Raw genomic sequence first — 19,848 nt, forward strand, 5'->3', positions numbered from 1 at the left:
TGTGGTAACACCATTAAAGACCTTGATGGTTTTTTCTGTCCACTTAAATGTTCAACTTAAATTTTACAATCTGCCTTGTAAAAACAGGAAGTTTTAAATCAGCGGCGGAACAACTGTTCTTATCACCACGTGCTGTGTCTAAACAGATGGACCAACTTGAAAATGAATTAAAGGTAAAACTATTTGTCCGACAACGAAATAATACAGAATTGACAGAGCAGGGGAAGAATTTTATCTTGGCTGCTCAGGACATTGTTAATATTTATGATAATGAACTGATGCGGATCCAAAGTGAACGTGAGAAACGGGAAGAAAAGCTTAAGATCGGCTTTTCTTCAGCTGATCAGGAAATTATCCTTCAACGAATCCTTAAACCATTTTTAGCAAAGTATCCCCATCTTAAACTTGAATTTCAGGAGGAAAGCGGGCGGCACTTTCATGCATTGTTAGGAAAGGGGACTTTAGATTTTGCTGTTGCCCCTTACTATGCTTTAGATAGTTTTCCCAATGAAAAATTTAGTCGTCTAAAACAGATTGAATTAGAACGTGGAAAATTATTAATCGGCGTGAGTGTCGTTAATCAACTGTCGAAAAATGACGTTATTCCAGCAGAATATTTGGGAGACTTACCGATTTACTATTACTCGCCATATGAATCTGATTTTTTACGGAAAGTGTTCTTGGATAAATTTAGTGGTTGCCTTAGTGAAGAAAAAATTATGCGCGCAAGCTCGTTGGAATTACGCAACATCCGTGTGGCTGCTAACCAAGGCTTTGGTTTTTATCCTAGTCCCTTTATTGAAATTGAAAAGCAACGAAATCCTCTGTTAAAGTTTTTACAAGTTGATGGTGACGTAAACGATTTTTATTCATCAACCTTTTACTATAATCCCAATAATGATAATCCTTATCTTAAGGATTTAATTAAGATGATTAAAGATAGGCAGCATTAAAGTAGGACATAAACATTGCACATTAATTGAGAAGGCAGCCAATTTTTGAAAGTACGAAGAGGTGGGCTGTGGCACAAGTCTCCTATATAGTTGAATGCTAAAGTGTTACATAAAGGAACTCTCGTGTTCGGAAAATCCGAACACGAGAGTTCCTTTTGTTTTCTACAGGTTTGTATCGCGCCGAAAATAAACTAGCAAGCTAATTCTGCCGTATCCCCCTCTTTGCGTACCGTGTTGTAGCATTGCTAACCATATAGTGAGGACTTATCTCATAGTCACTTTTACTTTGTCAGAGTCGTGGATAATACTAACTTTGATTTTTAGCAATCTTCAATAGTGATTAATTCACAAGCTTGAAAGAAAGCCAGAATGAATGTCAACGCCTTTAAAATGGGCGTTGACTGGCCATAGTTCATGTGGTGTCCAATTAGTAACTGTTAAAGGGTGAAATCCTTCACTAGAATAAAAATTGTAGATAAGTTCCAGAAATTTGAGGAGGAAGAACTATGAAAAAGGTGTTATTAAGCGAAAAAATTGATGATGCTGGTATTCAATTACTAAAGGATAACGGTTTCGAAGTCAAAGTTTCGGCAGGGACAGATGTTGAAACGATGAAGAAGGAGATTGCGGATGCCTACGCGGTAATCATGCGTTCATCAGAACTACCTGCAGAAGTAATTGATGCCGGTAAGCAACTTAAGATTATCTCGCGGAATGGAACGGGAATTAACAATGTTGATGTTAACGCAGCAACGAAGGACAACGTATTAGTTGCTAAAGTTAACGGGGCCAACGCCTTTTCTGTTGCAGAGTATGCAATTACGACTATGCTGATGCTTTCACAAAAAATTAAAGAAGACGACCAATTACTTCATGAGAAGAAGGACGAATTGGCAAACGACGGTTCACTGCCAAACTTTTCCCGTAAGTATGGAATTATTGGTCACCAATTAAAAGGTAAGACGTTAGCAATTGTTGGCCTTGGAAAGATTGGCCAAGAGCTAGTAAAACTAGCACAAGCCTTTGGAATGAAAGTTATTGGTTATGATCCATTTGCTAAGAACTCACCAGTTAAACTGTATGACAACATGGATGATATTTATCCAATTGCCGACTTTATCTCCCTGCACGTTCCTTTGACGCCACAAACGGATAATATGGTGGCTAAGGAACAATTAGCTAAGATGAAGAAGACTGCCTTTATCATCAACTCCGCCCGGGGTGGGATTGTTAATGAGCATGACCTTGCTGAAGCCCTTAACAGTGGTGAAATTGCTGGAGCAGCACTTGATTCCTTCAATCCTGAACCACCAGCACCGGATAACCCATTGTTCTCTGCTAAGCACCTGATAATGACAAGTCATATTGCCGGGACAACTAAGGAAGCTAACGAAGCTCTTGGCCGTGGCGCTGCTCAAGCAATTATTGACTTTAGCAATGGTAAAATGCCTGAATTTCCAGTTAACCCAGATGTATTTAATAACTAAAGGGGACCAATATTATGAAACACTTGAAATTAATTTCGGGGATAGTGGGAATTATCCTCGGTGTCATCATTGCGTTTGTTATTCCCACGCCAACAGGATTAAGTCACGCCGGAATGGTTGTATTGGCCTTATTGGTAACTGCCAACATTTTTTGGATCTTTAACGTAATTCCCAACTATGCCACCGGTTTATTGATGGCAACTTCATGGGTGGTTCTTCGTGTTACTGACTTTAAATTGGCATTCAACATTTTTAACACTGATACCATGTGGATTATTGTTGCTGGTTTGGCCCTAGGGGCAGCAGCTGTAAAAACTGGCCTCGTTAAGCGGATCGCTTACAAGGTAATGTCACTGTTCCCTGCTAACTTTGCCGGTCAAACGGCAGCACTCTTGGTTGCTGGGACAATCATTTCTCCCCTGATCCCTAGTGCTCACCCTAAGTAAGAAATGAGTACCCCAATTGCTCAAGGAATGAGTAATGCCCTGGGCTACAAGCCGAAGAGTAAAGCTAGTTCTGGCCTATTTATGGCGGCAATCTGGGGCTTCCTAGTAATGGAAGCTAGTTTCTTGTCAGCAACTGCACAAAACTACGCCTTTCGTGGCTTACTGCCAGTAAAAATTCAAAATAAATTAGGATGGGGTAATTGGTTTATCATGTTACTACCATGGACACTGGTTATCCTTATTCTAGGATACTTCATGCTGCAGATTCTTTTTCGGCCTAAAGAAGATAAGCAGGTTTCAAAGGAATTCATTAACGAGCAATTACAAAAGCTGGGACCAATGAAGAAAGAAGAAAAGATCACCGCAACTGTTATTGCTATCTGTATCGTCTTTTGGATTCTGGAAACTGTTATTGACATTCCAGCTGCCGTTAGTGCACTGATTGCTGTATCTATCCTGACTGCTTGTAAGGTATTTACTCCTGATGACTTCCGAAACCGGGTTGCTTGGAACATCCTGGTATTTATCGGAACAGTTATGTCACTAGGAAACGTAATGAAGGCAGTGGGCTTGACAAATTGGTTACGGGTACTTTTGAAGCCTGTTATTGGCCCGATGCTTAGTAATATTTGGGTAACAGTAATCGTATTATCAATTATTATTTATCTCTTTAAATTTGTTGTTGTCTCTCTAGTATCTACTGGTACCTTAATTATTTTGGCCTTATTGCCATTCTTCGGTACACTAAGCTTTAGCCCAGCAATTATTGTGTTAATTGTAACGACCAGTACGATGATCTGGCTGATGCCTTACATGGACCCACCATTCTTGACGGGGGTAGCAGCCGTTAATGATAGCATGGCTACGCGCTTAGCATATGCTGAATCGTCATTTGGGTACATGATCTTAAACTTAATTGGTTTACTTTGCTGTGTGCCAGTCTGGAAGATGCTCGGCCTCGCATAAAAGCATAAAATAATGAATCTCAAGAAAAGGGGAACTAGCTTGCTAGTTTGATTTCGACGCGAAGCAAGTTTGTAGGAACCCCCTCACATGCACAAAGAGGACCCTAGCGTTCGGATTTTCCGAATACTAGGGTCCCTTCGTATACTGCAATGTAGCATTTCCAACTATATAGGAAACTTATGTCACAGCCCTTTTCCCAATATTACCGGTTCATCACCTTTTCAAAGTGGTTGAGGATCCGGGTGAGGGTGAAGGTTAAGACGAAGTAGATCATCATCGTGATGAAGAGGGGCAGGGCACCCTTGTACGTGTCAGCCTGAACCAACTGAGTTTCGTACATCAGCTCGCTGACCCCGATGGTGGAGACCAGTGAACTATCCTTCAGCAGGGTGATAAATTCGTTCCCTAATGCTGGCCAGATATTCTTCAAGGCCTGGGGGATGATGACGTAGTGGAAGGCCTGGTGCTTTGTCATCCCCAGACTCCGGGCGGCTTCAGTCTGGCCAATCGGCAGTGACTGGATCCCTGACCGGATGATTTCCGCTACGTAGGCGCCGGAGTTGATAGAGACGGCAATAATCCCGGCGAGGAGGGCCGGCAGCGACTGGATCAGGGCCCCAATCCCAAAGTAGACAAACATGATTTGAACCAACATTGGGGTGCCCCGGATGAATTCGATGTAGGCAACCGCAATGCCGTGGAGAAACTTGCTACTGGATAACCGCATCAGGGCAAACAGGATCCCAAGTAAGACCCCAAACAGGGCCGAAATAATCGCAATCAGGAGGGTGTATTTGACCCCTTTGAGGAAGAAGGACCAGTAATTAGCAACCGTGTTGCTCTTATTGGTGGCCTTCATTTGCTTAGCAGCCTGAGGTAACCACTTCTTCTGAATTAGGTGCTCCTTGTTAACCTTGTCGACCGTCTTGTTAGCGGCGTTCTCAAGGCTGGTGGCTCCTTTCGGGAAGGCCATGGCGACACCGGCTGTGTGGACTTTGATGTGGGAGTAGAAGGCGTACAGGTCAGGGTTAGCCGTTGCGAAAGCCTGGGCCGTTGCCGAATCCATCAGGACCCCGTCCAGCTTGTGAGACTGGAGGGCAATCACCAGTGAGGACCACTTAGAAAGCCCCTTTTCCTTAACATCGGGGATGTTCTTCTTAATTAGGGAATATTCCATTGCCCCGTTTTCGGTTCCGACGGTCTTTCCTTTGAAATCGGTGTAAGTCTTGTACTTAGCCTTATCCTGCTTGTTGATCAAAAAGTACTTGGTTCCCTTGTAGTAGGGCTTGGAGAAATCAACGCTCTTCTTACGCTCGGGAGTGATGTTAATGCCGGCAATTGCCACATCAATTTTGTGCGATTCCAAGGCCACGAGGAGGGAGTCAAAGTCCATGTTCTTGATTTCCAGCTTTACCCCCAGGTCCTTAGCAAGTTGCTTGGCAAGGGACATTTCAAAACCGATGTATTCGGTCTTGCCGTTCTTCTTGGTGGTAAATTCGTATGGCGGGTAGCCCGCACTGGTGCCGACGACCAGGACACCCTTTTGCTTGATCTTTTGCAGTGAATCATCGCTCGCTGGCGCACTGCTGGTTGTTGCACTAGTCTGACTGCTGCTGGAACTGGTGGTGTCCGCCAGGGCGGTCAGCGGTGAAACAACTATTGAAGCCAGGACAATGATTGCCATTATGAGATGTTTAATGTGCTTCATAATTAATTCTCCTTTGCGTAAGAAATTCTAGTAATTAACTATGTAATATACACTAATATGTATACTTATGCAAATTTAAATTTAAATAATTCTTAAATATACAAAAATCCGTAAAACAATGAATATTGCTTTACGGATTAAATTAGCATTTATTATTGGATGAACCAGCCGAGGGGCCAGGCAAACCACTTAAAGATTCGGTCGACCCCCTGCTGGTTGATACGCTTTTTAGTAGCGAGAACCCGGTAGGTCATCTGGCTTTCCTCAATCTTTTTTGACGTGAGGTAAAAACCGTTTCGCCGGTAGAAGGCGATGCGGCGTAACCGTTGGTGGTTATTTCGCGCTTGGGGGTTAGGCTGTTCAACGTCCAGAACCAGGGAGTCCTTGCGGTATAGCTTCCGCAGTTCGGCGATAATCCGACTGCCGTACCCTTGCGAACGCAGCTGGTCGTTAACGGCGAGGAAGAGGATGTAATGAAAGCCGTGACTGTGGATGATGTAGGCAAAGCCGACAAAGCATTGTCGCTCGTAAAAGGCCATAAAGTCGGCCTTCTTGAAGTGGCTTTTGAGCATCATCCAAGGCCAAGGCTCCCGTTCATACTTCGGAAAGGCCCGCATGTATAGCTGCTTAACTGTTGAATATTCTTTCAAGCTAAACCTCACGGGCTGTATGTCTAAGTCCAAAAAATATCACTCCTTATATAGTTGCCATTCTACCAGAAGCGGCGGTAAGATACCAACTAGGATAATTCAACAGAGCGGAAATGAGGAGGAACAATAATGGTAGCAAACGCACTTAATTTGGTTGACGGCAAACAGGTCGCCGTAGATTTTCTTAAGGCCCATCATTTACTGATTGTCGGCCAGACGGGAAGTGGGAAGACTACCACGACTTTATCTTTGCTTGACCAGTTTCAGCATGAAAACCAGACCGCAATCGTCCTGGACCCAACTGGTGAGTACGCCCAATTACCTAATGCCGTGACCTACACCCTGGGAGAAAATGCATATTTAGAAGCGGGAAAACTCAGTGCTAGTGAATTGCAGGAGGTATTGGGGATCCAAATGTCACCGTTATTAACGGAGAAATTAGTTCAGGCAATTGACGCACTGAAGGTCCAGCACAACCTGGTCCAGCGGCCGGGTTGCTACCAAAAACTGGGCCGGTCAATTGACCAGTATTCAGAGCTCCTCAACCAGCTGAACACCTGGACGAGTGAATACCAAATTGCCCAATTGCCAGACCAACTTGTTGAGGAGATGGTCGTTCCATTCCCGGATAGCCGGGCCGACTACCACCTGCTGGGTCAGGTGTATGATCACGCCACCATTAGTCGGGCATGGACGGCAATGATGAACCTTCGTGAGCGCCTGAGCACCCCTTATTTCCGCCAGATCTTTGATATGGACCCCCACCCGGGAAGGGCCAAAACAGAGCTTTCGTTTGTCCTGAAGATGTTTTTGGCCCACCGGAGCAGCCACCGAACCCTGGTCATTGACCTCTCCTTATTGAAACAGTTTGAAAGCCGCCAGGGGGTCATCATTTCCTACCTCCTCAAGATCATTTTAAATAGCCGTCTCAAAAAGCGGGCCGCTTTTCCGGTGAATATCGTCCTTGACGAAGCTCACCGCTACCTGCCTGCTAACGACGGGACTCTTAGCCATAACGGGATTTTTCAGGTCCTCCGGGAGGGTCGCAAGGTCCAGCTCCGGATGATTTTGACAACCCAGTCCCCGCTGGACCTGCCCGCCAAGATGCGGTCACAATTTAATACGGTCCTCATCCACCGCCTCCTTAGTGTCGACGAATTAATCACTCTGCCCACGACAGTACCATTTTCCACGGTAGCGGGCTTACCAACTGGCCAGGCATTTTTGCAGACGCCCGGTGGTGCCCAGCAAGTGGTTGTGAATACGCCGGAGTGGTGGACAAATTAAGTACCGGCTGTGTGAATATTCACAATGCTTGTGCTTTTAATGAAAACGCTATCGTTACAAGGCGGTTTCAATGTTAAAAAATAATTGCCAAACGTTAACATTTTTAAATAGTGCTTTACTTCACAATATTTTTTGCTATAATAAAAAAAGCAAATTTGATATTTGCTACTACATAATGAAAATAACGTTGCTACGATAATATCGAATTATTTTCCTTTCATCCAATTAACATCCAAACATCATATATAAGTCGTATTACCGGGTAGCAATGATTAAGACGAAGCTGGGAAGTGTGCTTTTCCAGCTTCTTTTTATTTCCCAGGAAATAATTGTACAGGCCCCCGTAAAAATGCTTATAATTAATTGATAAGACAATAGGGGGAAGTAACTTGATAGAGATCAATAAGCACCGCTATTCATTTCCCAAATTATTGACTTTGGGATTCTTAGTGGTGATTGCCATCGGGACAGTTTTGTTGTTACTGCCGTGTTCGACCGCCAGTAGCCTCCATACCAGCTTTATGACGGCCTTTTTTACGTCGACGAGTGCGACCTGTGTGACGGGGTTGACCCTGGTTAGCACGGCCACCCACTGGACCCTCTTTGGGCAGACAGTGATTGCCCTCTTGATGGAGGTAGGGGGCCTCGGATTTATGACCTTCGCCGTCATGATGTCGTTGATGATCCGTCGCCGGGTGCGGATGTCGACCCGTCTGCTGACGCAGGAAGCCCTTAACCTGGATAACTTGTCACAGCTGAACGTTGTTTACCTGATTATTAAGCTATCGTTGTTAATCCAGGTCTGCGGAGCGGTCCTTTTGTTCTTCGACTTCTATCCCCGCTACGGGTTGGGGAAGGGAATTTGGTTCAGCATTTTCCATTCCATTTCGGCCTTTTGTAATGCCGGCTTTGACCTCTTTAGTAACAGCATGGAAAACTACCTGAATGACCCTTACATGATTTGTGTCCTGGCCGTGTTAATCGTTGCCGGGTCACTTGGCTTCCTAGTTTGGAAGGACCTCCTCAACTATCATAAGTACCACCACCTTTCCCTTCATACACAGCTGGCCTTGCGGACCGGGGCCGTGATCTTTGTCCTTTCCTTTATTGTTTACTTTGTGACGGAACATAATTTGGCCCAGTTGAGCAGCCAGATCAGTTACCCCCAGCGGTTGTTAAATACCCTCTTCATGGCAATTACCCCGCGGACGGCCGGTCTAGTTACCTTCCCCTACACCAAGTTGAGTGCCGCGGGAATCAGTCTGACAATCATGTTGATGTTTATTGGCGGCACGCCGGGGTCCACGGCTGGTGGGGTCAAGACGACCACAATCGGGCTGCTAGCTACCCAGAGTATTGCAACCCTGCGTGGCCAACGTGACACGAACTTTGCCCACCGGCGCTTTACCCAGAGTAACATCAACCGGGCCCTGACCCTATTCTTTGTTGCCCTCTGTATCGTCATGTTGGCAATCCTGTTGCTGGTGGAAACCCAGGACCTTCCCAAGCATGATTCCCTGGGCTACGTGACTTTTGAGGTGCTAGCGGCCTTTGGGACCACCGGGATTTCTTTGGGAATCACCCAGAGCTTGAACCTCTTTGGCCAGCTCGTGATCATGTCACTGATGTTTATCGGCCGGGTCGGCATCTACACCGTGATGTTCTCCATCTTCAATGCCCAGCCGAACGTAAAGAGTTACCGTTATCCAGAGGAGAGTGTTTTAATTGGCTAAAAAAGAAAGCTACGCCGTTATTGGTATCGGCCAGTTTGGGGCCGCAATTTGTGAGTCACTGGTTGCGGCCGGTCAGGAGGTCTTGGCAATTGACTCCAACCCTGAAGTCGTCAATGAGTTGGCAAACACCGTGATGCGGGCAGTAGTCGCCGATGCCCAGGATGAAGACGCCCTGCGGGAGGTTGATATTGGCCACTTTGACCACGTCTACATTTCGATTGGGAAAAACATCGAGGCCAGCATCATGGCGACCCTGATTACCAAGGACCTGGGCGCTCCTGACGTTGTTTGCCGGGCGGAAAATGTTAACCACGCCCGTGTCCTTGAACGGGTGGGGGCAGATATGGTGGTTCGCCCCGAGCATGATTTGGCCAAGCGGCTGATTTTTCAGCAATTGAACCCCACCTTGATTGACTACGTGAACCTCAGTAAGGAAACGACCCTGGCGGAAATCAACGTTAATAACCCGAAGTTCTACGGAAAGACTATTGGGGAAATCGACTTTCGGAACCGTTACCGGGTTAACGTGATCATCATTGTGAGTGAAAATGACGAGATTAACCAGATGCCCCAGGCTGATGACGTTATCCAGCCCCACGACAAAATTACGGTGGTGGGCAGTACCAAGGACATCCAGCGTTTAGATGAACTTATCCAAGATTAAGGAGTAGAAGAGTGAGAAAGAGTGCTATCAGTGTTGTTACCATTGCTATTATTGCGCTAATTGCCGTGTTTACCGGTCTTATTGGCGCCTTTGCCAGTCATGAATACTGGAACCTGATTTGGGTGGCCTTGATCATCATCTGGGCCGGGATCTTTTGCCATACCGTTTCCCGGGGCCACGAGAAGATCTGGCAACGCCTTTTACAACGGTTGGCGGTTCTCAAGAATGCCCAGGTACTGGACTTTAGTGCTGGCCGGTTGACGGACCTAATGATGATTGCTGGTCAGCTCCAGGTCCCCGGAAAGGTAACGGGAATTGCCGACTGGCAGCAAAGCCGGGAAATCGCTAAGCGGCGGGTTGCTGCCGCCAAGCTGGCGGACCGGGTAAAACTGGTTGATGGGTCAATGACGAATTTACCGTTTGCTAACCAATTGTTTGACTACGTAGTAATTGATTCGGCCCTGCATAACATCACTCCCGCCATTCAACGGGGGCGGGCACTCCAGAAAACCGCCCGGGTACTGAAGGCCCACGGGACCCTTGTAATTGTGGACACGCGGGCGATGAAGGAATACCGTCAGGTCCTTAGCAACGTTGGCTTTGACGACATTCAAGTCATTAATACCGGCTTTGATGGCTGGTGGGGTGGCCCCTGGATTACGACCAAGGTTATGATTGCCAAGCGTTCCTAAAATTTAATGCACGGGCCCCGAATAGCCGTATCTATAAGGTAGACGAATAAAGGAAGGAATGTTGGTATGTCACCAGAGCAGGTTCTTAAAGATAATTTTGGCTTTACGAAGTTTCGCAAGGGTCAGGCAGAGGTGATTTCCCGCGTCCTCGCCGGGCAAAACGTCCTTGCCGTGATGCCAACTGGTGGTGGCAAGTCACTTTGCTACCAGATTCCGGCCCTGGTCAATAACGGGATTACGGTTGTTGTGTCCCCACTGATTTCCTTGATGAAGGACCAGGTAGATTCACTGCGGCAAAACGGGATTAACGCGGCGGCCATCAATTCGACAATCCCCCAGGAGGAGGTTAACCCAATCCTGCGGGGTGCCTATGAGGGCCGGATTAAGTTAATTTACGTTACCCCCGAACGTCTCAACATGGACTACTTCCGCTACCAGTTAAATTTTCTCCCGATTGACCTTGTCGCAATCGATGAGGCTCACTGTATATCACAGTGGGGTCACGACTTTCGGCCGGCCTACCGGCAATTAAAGGATGCGGTTGACCAGCTGAAGTCGCACCCCAATATTCTTGCCCTGACGGCGACGGCTACCCCGGCGGTTCAGGAAGACATTGGTGACCAATTAGGAATCAGCAAGGATAATTTTATTATCACGAGTTTTGCCCGGTCTAACATCAGCTTTCGGGTGGCCCACCCGGAGACGACCACCCGGCGTTACATCCGTGACTACCTAAAGGAGCATCAGGACGAGGCGGGGATAATCTACGTTAACACCCGGCGAGGGGTTGACGAGCTTACCGATTACCTGGCTGGGCAGCACTTCTCCGTTGCGGGTTACCATGCCGGCATGGATTCTGCTGACCGGGCCCAGGTCCAGGATGATTTTCAGTTTGACCGGGTCAACACGATTGTGGCCACGAGCGCCTTCGGGATGGGAATTGATAAGAGTAACGTCCGCTTCGTCATTCACGCCACCAGTGCACAGAACATTGAGTCTTACTACCAAGAAGCGGGGCGTGCCGGCCGGGATGGCCTACCGAGCGAGGCCATCTTGATTTACCACCCCAATGATATTCGCCAGTACCGCTGGTTCATTGACCAGTCAACGGCGGACGATGATTATCGCGACCGCCAGTACCAGAAGCTCCAGGCCGTGGCAAACTACGCTAGCACGCCGGAGTGTCTTCAGCAGTTCATCGTCCGTTACTTTGGCCAGGATTGTCCGCCATGTGGTCACTGCAGCAACTGCACGGACCAACGGACAGTCCAGGATATCACGACGGAAAGTCAGCAGGTGATTGCCCTGGTCAAGGAACTGGGCGGCCGCTTTGGTAAGGGGGTTGTTGCCCAGGCGGTCACCGGCTCACAAAGCCAACGGATGCGGGAGATCGATGCCCAAAGTCTTGAACACTTTGGGGCCCTCAAGAAGATGAGCAAGCAGGCGGCAGCGAGCCTGATTGACTACCTGGTTGCGACCGGTGTCTTAGAAACCGCGGGCGCCCAGTACCCGGTTCTCCGGATTGCCCAGGCCGGGTGGAAGGTCCTGGACGGCGAGAAAAAAGTGACCCGCCGCCAAGAAGAGGCGCCATCGCGGGCCAACACCCAGCTAGCCGAGTCACCAGATGTCGCGGCCCTCTTTGAGAAGCTCCGCCAAAAACGGCGGGAGCTGGCCGACGAGCAGGGGGTACCCCCGTTTATGGTCTTTTCTGACCGGACCCTGCATGAGATGGCCCAGTCTAAACCGCAGACACAGCGGGATTTTCTCCTGGTCAATGGGGTCGGCCAGCGTAAGCTCGAACAGTACGGAGAGACCATGATGGACGTCATTGGTGAATACCTGGCAGGGAAAGAATAATATTAAAATACATAAAGAGGACGCTAGTATTTGGGAAATCTGAATGTTAGCGTCCTTTTTTGTGCTTTTTGTAGCTTCTCTTTTGAAAGTGGGGCTTGAGAAGTGTAGAATGATTCTAGCTTACTTTAAGGGAGTGGCATAATGAGTGAACAGAGTAATCATGTGCGCCGGTTACTGAAAACCCGGCACCTAGAGATGATTGCGTTAGGGGGCTCGATTGGAACCGGGCTGTTTATTGCCAGTGGTTCAGCAATCCATACCGCTGGGCCGGGTGGCGCAATCGTAGGGTATACGATCATGGGAATCATGGTCTACTTCTTGATGACGAGTCTCGGGGAAATGGCGACCTTTTTGCCGGTCAGCGGGTCCTTTGCAACCTACTGTACCCGTTTCGTTGACCCCGCATTGGGCTTTTCAATGGGGTGAATCTACTGGTTCAACTGGGCATTGACCGTTGCGGTGGATAGCACGACCGCCGGGATTGTCATGAACTTCTGGTTCCCCCACGTGCCGAGCTGGATATTTAGCCTGGTCGTGCTGATCTACATCATCACGGTCAACGCCCTGGCTGTCAGTGCCTTTGGTGAGGCGGAATACTGGCTGGCCATTATTAAGGTCCTGACCGTGGTCCTCTTCTTAATCGTCGGTCTATGCGTAATCGTTGGGATCATGGGGGGCCAGGCAATCGGCTTCCATAACCTAACCTACAAGCAGGCGCCATTTGTTGGTGGGGCCCCGACAATTTTAAGTGTCTTCCTGGTTGCGGGATTTTCCTTCCAGGGGACTGAGCTAGTGGGAATCACTGCTGGTGAATCGGCAACACCATCGAAGAGTATCCCCAAGGCTATTCATTCGACTTTTTGGCGGATCCTGCTCTTTTACATCCTAGCAATTTTTGTCATTGCCTGTGTCCTGCCGTACACCAGTAAGAACCTCCTGGGCTCCTCGGTTAAGGACATTACCATCAGTCCATTCACGCTGGTCTTCCGGCGGGCTGGACTGGCGTTTGCGGCAAGTGCAATGAACGCGGTTATCCTAACGGCGGTCATTTCTGCCGCTAATTCCGGGATGTATGCTTCCACCCGGATGATCTATTCGATGGCCCATGAAGGGCAGGCGTGGAAGATTTTTGGTCGGACCGATAAACGGGGAATCCCAATCTACGGTCTGATGGCTTCCACTTTGGTCGCCTCCTTGACTTTCTTGACGGGAATCTTTGGCCCGGGCATCTACGAATTCCTGATTGATTCCAGTGGTCTGGCCGGCTTCCTGACCTGGATGGGGATGGCGGTTGCCCACCTCCGCTTCCGGCGGGCATATCAGGTACAGGGGTACGACATTAACGACCTGCGCTACCGGGCATCTTTCTACCCGTTTGGGCCAATTTTAGCGGTTATCCTTTGTGCGGTGGTTGTGATTGGTCAAAACCCGACAGCGATTTTGGAGGGACAGTGGCAACAGATCATCCTGACCTACCTCAGTGTTCCCCTCCTGCTTGTCCTGTGGTTGTACTACCGGCTGCGCTACCATACGCACTTGATTCCGTTAAAGGATGTTAACCTTCACGGTGGTCAACTCAAACATAACAAGGTGATTTAATGGATATTCGGAATGTAAAACTAAGTGAACCCTTTTCGTCAGTTGATATTTACCATAGCAACACGGATAAACCCTTGCCAGGGGTCGTAATCGTCCCTGGTGGGAGCTATAACAAAATTATGGAACGCGATTCCGAACGGGTGGCGGTAACGATGGCTACACATGCTTTTCAGGCCTTTGTCATCCGTTACCCGGTAGTCGAGCATAAGGACTACCAGGCGGCTAAACGGGCTCTGGCTCAGGCCTTCGACTACCTGGTAGGTCACGCTACAGAGCTCGACCTTGACCCCCAGCGGCTCGGCGTCCTGGGCTTCTCAGCAGGGGGCCAGCTGGCTGCCGCATACAGTAACCAACCGGCCACGCGGGCTAAGTTTGTCGGCCTCGGTTACCCGGTTATCCAGCCGACAATTGACCAGCGGATGGGTGTTCAAACAGAAGACGTTGCCAAATTGGTAACGGCTCAGACGCCGCCGACGTTTATCTGGGGGTCAATTAAAGACGGCCTTACCCCGTACCTGGACCACGTTGCCCACTACGCAAACGCGTTGGCTGAGCATGATGTCCCGTTTGAACTTCACGAATTCAGCACTGGTGGGCACGGGATTGCCCTTGCCAACTACTACACCGGAATTGTTAACTACAATCGCCAGGACCAGCACATGGCCAAGTGGTTCCCGCTCTTTTTGGAATGGTTTCAGGAGCTAAATCTTAAATAAAAATAGCACGCAAACGTTCAAAACCAATGAACATTTGCGTGCTGTTTTATTTCCCGGGTAATAATTCAACCTTCCCACTGGCAACAGCATTGATGAAACGCTGGTCGTGTTCGACAAAGAGGAGGGGCGGCCGGTATTCATGAATGAGTTTGATCAATTGGTCCTGGTTGTAGGTGTCAAGGTAATTCAGGGGCTCGTCCCAGATGTAGAGGTTGGCGGGGGTAGCGAGCGACCGGGCCAGCTCAACCTTCTTTTGCTGGCCCATGCTCATTTGCTCGATCGGGACGGTGAAGCTGGCTCTTTCCATCCCTAGCTTACGCAGGATATTAAGAAACTGGTCATACTCTAGTTGGTTCTGTCGGGCAAATTCCCGCAAGGTACCGTGATTGGTGGCATAGTCCTGGCGAACACAGCTGACCTTTATTCCGTGAGCAAGGGAAATGTCCCCCGTGATCTTTCCCGTAAACTGCCCAAAGAGGGCCTTGATGAGGCTTGACTTCCCAATTCCGTTAGGACCAATCAGTGCTACCTGCTGTCCGGCCTTGACCGCAAAACTGACGGGTTGGAAGAGCGGCGTGGGGGCCCAGCTCAGGGTAACCTTGTCAAGACTAAGAAGGGTTTCGTGGTGGGTCCCGACCAGGTTAAGGGGGAGGGGGACAATCTCTTCGACCTCCGCCATTAACCCTTGCCGGTCCTCAATGGCGGAGGTTAGCCGGTTCGTGGTGGTCACAGTTTTCTTCATCATCTTCGCGGCCTTGGCGCCAATGAAACCCTTGTCGGCGTGTGCATTGTTCTTTTTTTCGTTTTCTGCCCGCTGGGCCCACTGCGACCGTTGCTGCCGGTTTTTCTTGAGTTCCTTGATTTCGGCCTTAAGTTGGTGGTTCTTGGCGGCGGCCTCCTGGTCCCGCCGCTTCTTCTGGGCAAAGTAGGTGGCGTAATTACCTTGTTCCAGGACCAGCTGGTGCCGTTCGATTACCAATGTATGGTCGATGACGGTGTCGAGAAAGGCCTGGTCGTGGCTCGTAAGGATGAAGCCCTGCTGCTTGGTCTGTAGGTAGGCGGCCACCTGTTTGCGCCCGACCTGGTCCAGGTGGTTAGTGGGCTCATCAAGCAGGAGAAAGGCCCCCGGTAAGGCAAAGAGGGCCGCAAGTTGGACCTTCGTTTGTTCGCCCCCACTGAGGGTGTTGTATGGTTGCCAGAGGATTGCCGGGTCGACCCCCATGGTGTTTAGCTCACGTTCGATTTGCCACTGGGCCAAGTTGGCGAGGCCGGGTGCCCCTAGCAGGGTATTAATCGTTAGGTCGTCACTTTCGTCGGTAATCAGTGGGAAGTAGGCAAAATTAAGGTTACTGGTCACCGTTCCCGTATAGTCCAGCTGGTGTAAGAGAATCTTCATCAGGGTCGTTTTACCCCGTCCATTGCGCCCCAGTAAGCCCATCTTCCAGTCACTATTAATGTTTAAGTGACAGTTGGCAAAGAGGGGGGATTGGCCGGGGTATGCAAAGGTAAGTTTTTTAATAATAATCGGTTCCATTAGATAATCACGTTCCTTTCTGGAGCGCAAAAAAGGCCTACCCGCGTAGGATAGGCCCTTATTTTTGACGGACTTTACCGTCACTAATGGAACCAACTAAATGAAATTATAATTCTACCCGGGAAAGCTAATTCGCACTGTATGCCGAACTAACAATCTTAAAATGTGTAGAATTAAAACTTCAATGGTTGATCCCTCCGTGTAAATGATGCTGTCAGTATAATAACTTTTCTTTCGCTTGTCAACTACTTGTTTAATTCGCCATCGGCAATTTTGTCAAGCATTGGCCGGGATGGGATGAAGAAGAGCTGGCCGGTAAGGATGTCGGAGAATGAAAGCAGGTAGTCCTCGTTCTTCAGCATGTTTTCTAGCATCGTCTTCGTAACCTTCCAGTAACGTGAGTAGCCGATGAAGTAGGTCCCGGTGATGCCAGAAGCGGGATCAGAGTAAGGAACGTTCATCCGGACAATCTTTTGTTCAACCCCGTTAATCTTGGCTTGGGAGGCAACGTTGTGGGCGTTCTTGAACTTTTCACCATCCGGCAGTTCCAGATCGGAGAACTTCTTCCGCCCCACGGCCTTTTCTTGGTCTTCGGTGGTCAACTTGTCCCAAATGTCCATGTGGTGGCGCCACTTTTGGGCGAAGGCGTAGGACCCGTTTTCAAAGAATGGGTCTTCATCGCCAACAATGGCGTAGTCAGCGGCGTCTTCAACTTGTGGTGCCTCGGTACCGTCAATGAAGCCAATGATGGCCCGGCCTTCGAAGTAACGGAAGCCCTTCGTCTCGTCAACAACGGTGGTGATGTCCTTCAAGAAGAGGCGGCATTGACTGATCAGTTCGTAGACGACGGCCTCATCATTAGCCCGAATGTGGAGGAAAATATCACCCTTCGTGGCTGGCATTGAATACTTTTCAGTTGCCAATGTCTCGTATGGTTCCAGTTCCTTCGGCTTTGGTGCGTCAGGGAAGAGGTAGTCCCATGCCGCACTACTGAAACCGAGTGAGGCTCTTAAATCACCCTTGTTATCACGAATTCTGAGGGAACGAACAATTGCTTGGTAGCGGTCCACAAATTCTTGGATTGCTGCTTGTTCCTTGGCCTGATCCTGTCGATTAAGCTCGAGAACAGTGAATTGAACGTGTTCGCCTGCATCTTTCCAAACATCTTGTGCTTTACTTGGATTCATAGTCATTGGAAAAATCTCCCTTCACATTAGTTCCAATTCCACCTTTCATTATACCATTTTAAGGGTGCCATGGCCTGCTGTTGGCAGTGCCAAAAAGTTTTCGGTTTACTTTGGATAGCGTTTTGGCTTATGATATAAGCATTATTAAATACAAGAGGATCAAATAACTATGATGAATGCCGATAATTCTGTCGTGTTTAAGATGCACCTGATTAAAATTGCTCCAGACACATATGAGCAATATTTAAATGCCAACCGCGGTAACCTGATTACAGCGGTGGCAATTGAAGATGGTACCTTTGGAATGTATGCTTCGCACCAGCCAGACGACCTCACGAGCAACTACCTGTTTGAGGTCTTTGACAACCAGGAAGCGTACAAAGAACACGTTAGTTCTGACCAGTACCAGCAGTTTGCACAGAAAATGGATGGTGTGGTCACTAAGCACGATGAAATTGACCTGGTACCCCAGTTCATGGGTCACCAAAACGTGGCGCTAAACATTAGCACCCCGAACGACTTATGGGTCAACATCGTCCGGATGACGGTGGCTGCGGACCACCAGGCCGAATATAAGAAGGCGGTGACAGCTGAATTACAAGGAGCACTGAGTAACGACCCGGGGATGTTAGCTGTCTACGTGGGTACCGAAGAGGGAAAACCGAATGAATGGGTAATCTACGAGGTCTTCCAGTCAGAAGAAAATTACCGTCAACACGTTGCTGACCCTGCTTACCAGGCATACAAAGATAACACCAAGCAATGGGTCGAAAACAAGGATGTCAAGCAAACAATTGGTGACGTCCTGGTTAATCAAAACAATAACTAAAAAGGATTGGCGAAAGTTTTCGCCAATCCTTTTTTGTAGAAGATTTTTAAGAGAGATCCTGAAGAGAAATTACTTTTGTTCCATAACGGTTTCGCCGTTTGCAGTGATGGTGAAGGTCTTCTTAGCAGCGTCGGCATCCAAGACGGCCACGTTAGCCCCATCCTTGTCCTGACGAGTAATCTTAATGGTCGTTTCGGATGGTGTTTCCACCTTGATGGAACCGTCAAGGTCAAAGGCCGCAAACTTGTTCCGCCATGATAACAGCTTCAACAGGTTAGCAACAACTGGCCGTTGAACTTCCTTGGCAACTTCTTCCTTGGTGTAGTAGTGACGGTTGATGTTCCGCCCTTCCTTCGTCTTTTCGAGCAGGTCAAGATCGTTTGAACCAGCCAGCAAACCAACGTAGTAGATCATTGGGATACCAGGGGCAAATACTTGGAATGCCCGGGCTAACAGGTAAGCCTTGTCATCGTCACCAAGGGCGGAGTAGTAGGTGGAGTTGATTTGGTAAATGTCCAGGTTGTGGTATTCAGCGCTGGAGTACTTCCGCTTAACGTTGGCCCCAACCTTGTACAATTCGTTGGAAGCGTACTTGATTTCGTCATCGGTCAAGATGTCCTTAGCATCCACAACCCCGATTCCATCGTGGGTGTCCAGCGTGGTGAATTGCTTCATTGGGCACATTTTCAGCCAGTTAGCCAGCCGTTCCGTCTTGCCAGAGTACAGGGTGTACAGGGTGGTCATTGGGAGGGCAAAGTCATAAATGAAGTAACCGTGCTTGGAAATCTTTTGTGGAATGGTGTAGTGTTCGTGAATTTCTGGAAGGATTTCGGCCTTGTAAGGTGCCAGGATATCACGAACTTCATTTAACAGGTCCCAAATTTCTGGTTCAACAAAGAAGTCGTTGGTGTCAACCTTCTTAACGGCGTAAGCAAAGGCGTCCAACCGAATCAAGTCGGCACCGTGCTTAACCATGTCAGTTAACGTTTGCTTGAAGAATTCTTGGGCAACCTTGCTCTTAACGTTGATGTCGATTTGTTCTTCACCAAACGTGTTCCAAAGGTGTTCCTTGCTACCGTCATCAAAGTCAATTTCTTGTTCTGGGGCCTTATCCTTCCGCTTGTAGATCAGGTCGATATCTTTTTGCGTAGGGCGACCCTTACCAGCAGCTTTCCAGAACTTTTCCCAACGGATGAAGAAGTCGCTGTACTTGGAAGCGTCATGGTTCTTCTTAAAGTCTTGGTACATCACTGACTTCTTGGAGATGTGGTTGATCATGAAGTCAAACATCAGGTAGTAGTCTTCACCCAGTGCTTCGACGTCGTCCCAGTTACCAAAGGCAGAGTCAACAACATCGTAGCGGTAAGGGGCAAAACCACGGTCACCGGTTGATGGGAAGAATGGTAAGAGGTGGACACCACCAATAGCGTCACCAATGTATTCCTTAAGGACTTCGTGAGTTTCCTTAATGTTCTTGGCCATGGAATCAGAATAGGTGATCAACATTGCTTTGTTTTGAATTGGCATAATAAAAGACCTC

The 19,848-nt window shown here is 48.3% G+C and carries 14 protein-coding genes and 2 pseudogenes; 11 read left to right on the forward strand and 5 right to left on the reverse strand.

Features of this window, described 5'->3' with window-relative positions; genetic code table 11:
- Window positions 1-47: 47 nt before the first annotated feature.
- From QOS01_RS03250 to QOS01_RS03260, 3 genes and pseudogenes are all read left to right on the forward strand, one after another.
- A complete protein-coding gene (locus tag QOS01_RS03250) occupies window positions 48-953 on the forward strand; it encodes a LysR family transcriptional regulator (protein WP_283621089.1) in 906 nt (301 codons plus the stop codon).
- Window positions 954-1,459: 506 nt separating this feature from the next.
- The gene (locus QOS01_RS03255; protein ID WP_283621090.1) at window positions 1,460-2,440 is read left to right on the forward strand and encodes a hydroxyacid dehydrogenase; all 981 of its coding nucleotides are present in this window, start codon (window positions 1,460-1,462) and stop codon (window positions 2,438-2,440) included.
- A gap of 14 nt (window positions 2,441-2,454) precedes the next feature.
- Window positions 2,455-3,852 (forward strand): annotated as a pseudogene (locus QOS01_RS03260) (SLC13 family permease).
- 202 nt (window positions 3,853-4,054) lie between these two features.
- On the opposite strand, the gene QOS01_RS03265 reads toward QOS01_RS03260, so the two are convergent.
- A complete protein-coding gene (locus tag QOS01_RS03265; RefSeq protein ID WP_283621091.1) occupies window positions 4,055-5,560 on the reverse strand; it encodes an ABC transporter substrate-binding protein/permease in 1,506 nt (501 codons plus the stop codon).
- Window positions 5,561-5,712: 152 nt separating this feature from the next.
- A complete protein-coding gene (locus QOS01_RS03270; RefSeq protein WP_283621092.1) occupies window positions 5,713-6,210 on the reverse strand; it encodes a GNAT family N-acetyltransferase in 498 nt (165 codons plus the stop codon).
- A 129-nt stretch (window positions 6,211-6,339) separates the two neighbouring features.
- Between QOS01_RS03270 and QOS01_RS03275 the strand changes: the two genes are divergently transcribed.
- From QOS01_RS03275 to QOS01_RS03305, 7 genes and pseudogenes are all read left to right on the forward strand, one after another.
- Complete coding sequence (locus QOS01_RS03275; RefSeq protein WP_283621093.1) at window positions 6,340-7,497, forward strand: ATP-binding protein; 1,158 nt, start codon at window positions 6,340-6,342, stop codon at window positions 7,495-7,497.
- Between the two features lie 389 nt (window positions 7,498-7,886).
- The gene (locus tag QOS01_RS03280; protein ID WP_283621094.1) at window positions 7,887-9,230 is read left to right on the forward strand and encodes a TrkH family potassium uptake protein; all 1,344 of its coding nucleotides are present in this window, start codon (window positions 7,887-7,889) and stop codon (window positions 9,228-9,230) included.
- A complete protein-coding gene (locus tag QOS01_RS03285; RefSeq protein ID WP_283621095.1) occupies window positions 9,223-9,894 on the forward strand; it encodes a potassium channel family protein in 672 nt (223 codons plus the stop codon). The genes QOS01_RS03280 and QOS01_RS03285 overlap by 8 nt, the downstream gene beginning before the upstream one ends.
- An 11-nt stretch (window positions 9,895-9,905) precedes the next feature.
- Window positions 9,906-10,586: a class I SAM-dependent methyltransferase gene (locus QOS01_RS03290; protein ID WP_283621096.1), complete on the forward strand. Its 681-nt coding sequence runs from the start codon at window positions 9,906-9,908 to the stop codon at window positions 10,584-10,586.
- 66 nt (window positions 10,587-10,652) lie between these two features.
- Window positions 10,653-12,443 (forward strand): DNA helicase RecQ, encoded by a 1,791-nt coding sequence (gene recQ, locus QOS01_RS03295; RefSeq protein ID WP_283621097.1) that lies wholly within the window; start codon window positions 10,653-10,655, stop codon window positions 12,441-12,443.
- Between the two features lie 141 nt (window positions 12,444-12,584).
- A pseudogene (locus QOS01_RS03300) lies at window positions 12,585-14,042 on the forward strand (amino acid permease).
- A complete protein-coding gene (locus tag QOS01_RS03305) occupies window positions 14,042-14,758 on the forward strand; it encodes an alpha/beta hydrolase (protein ID WP_283621098.1) in 717 nt (238 codons plus the stop codon). Before QOS01_RS03300 ends, QOS01_RS03305 begins: the two are co-directional and overlap by 1 nt.
- Window positions 14,759-14,804: 46 nt before the next feature.
- Here QOS01_RS03305 and abc-f read toward each other — a convergent pair whose 3' ends face one another.
- Both abc-f and QOS01_RS03315 read right to left on the reverse strand, forming a co-directional pair.
- Window positions 14,805-16,292, reverse strand: coding sequence for a ribosomal protection-like ABC-F family protein (gene abc-f, locus QOS01_RS03310; protein ID WP_283621099.1), 1,488 nt, complete (start codon window positions 16,290-16,292; stop codon window positions 14,805-14,807).
- 245 nt (window positions 16,293-16,537) lie between these two features.
- Window positions 16,538-17,485, reverse strand: coding sequence for a Dyp-type peroxidase (locus tag QOS01_RS03315; protein ID WP_283621100.1), 948 nt, complete (start codon window positions 17,483-17,485; stop codon window positions 16,538-16,540).
- 163 nt (window positions 17,486-17,648) lie between these two features.
- On the opposite strand from QOS01_RS03315, the gene QOS01_RS03320 reads away from it, so the two are divergent.
- Entirely contained in the window at window positions 17,649-18,308 is a 660-nt protein-coding gene (locus tag QOS01_RS03320) for a putative quinol monooxygenase (RefSeq protein WP_283621101.1), read from the forward strand.
- A 69-nt stretch (window positions 18,309-18,377) separates the two neighbouring features.
- Here the strand turns inward: QOS01_RS03320 and gtfA are convergent, their stop codons facing one another.
- Window positions 18,378-19,835, reverse strand: coding sequence for a sucrose phosphorylase (gtfA, locus tag QOS01_RS03325; protein ID WP_283621102.1), 1,458 nt, complete (start codon window positions 19,833-19,835; stop codon window positions 18,378-18,380).
- Window positions 19,836-19,848: the final 13 nt, after the last annotated feature.

The sequence above is a fragment of the Limosilactobacillus avium genome (assembly GCF_947381485.1).
In the GTDB taxonomy this organism is placed as follows: domain Bacteria; phylum Bacillota; class Bacilli; order Lactobacillales; family Lactobacillaceae; genus Limosilactobacillus; species Limosilactobacillus avium.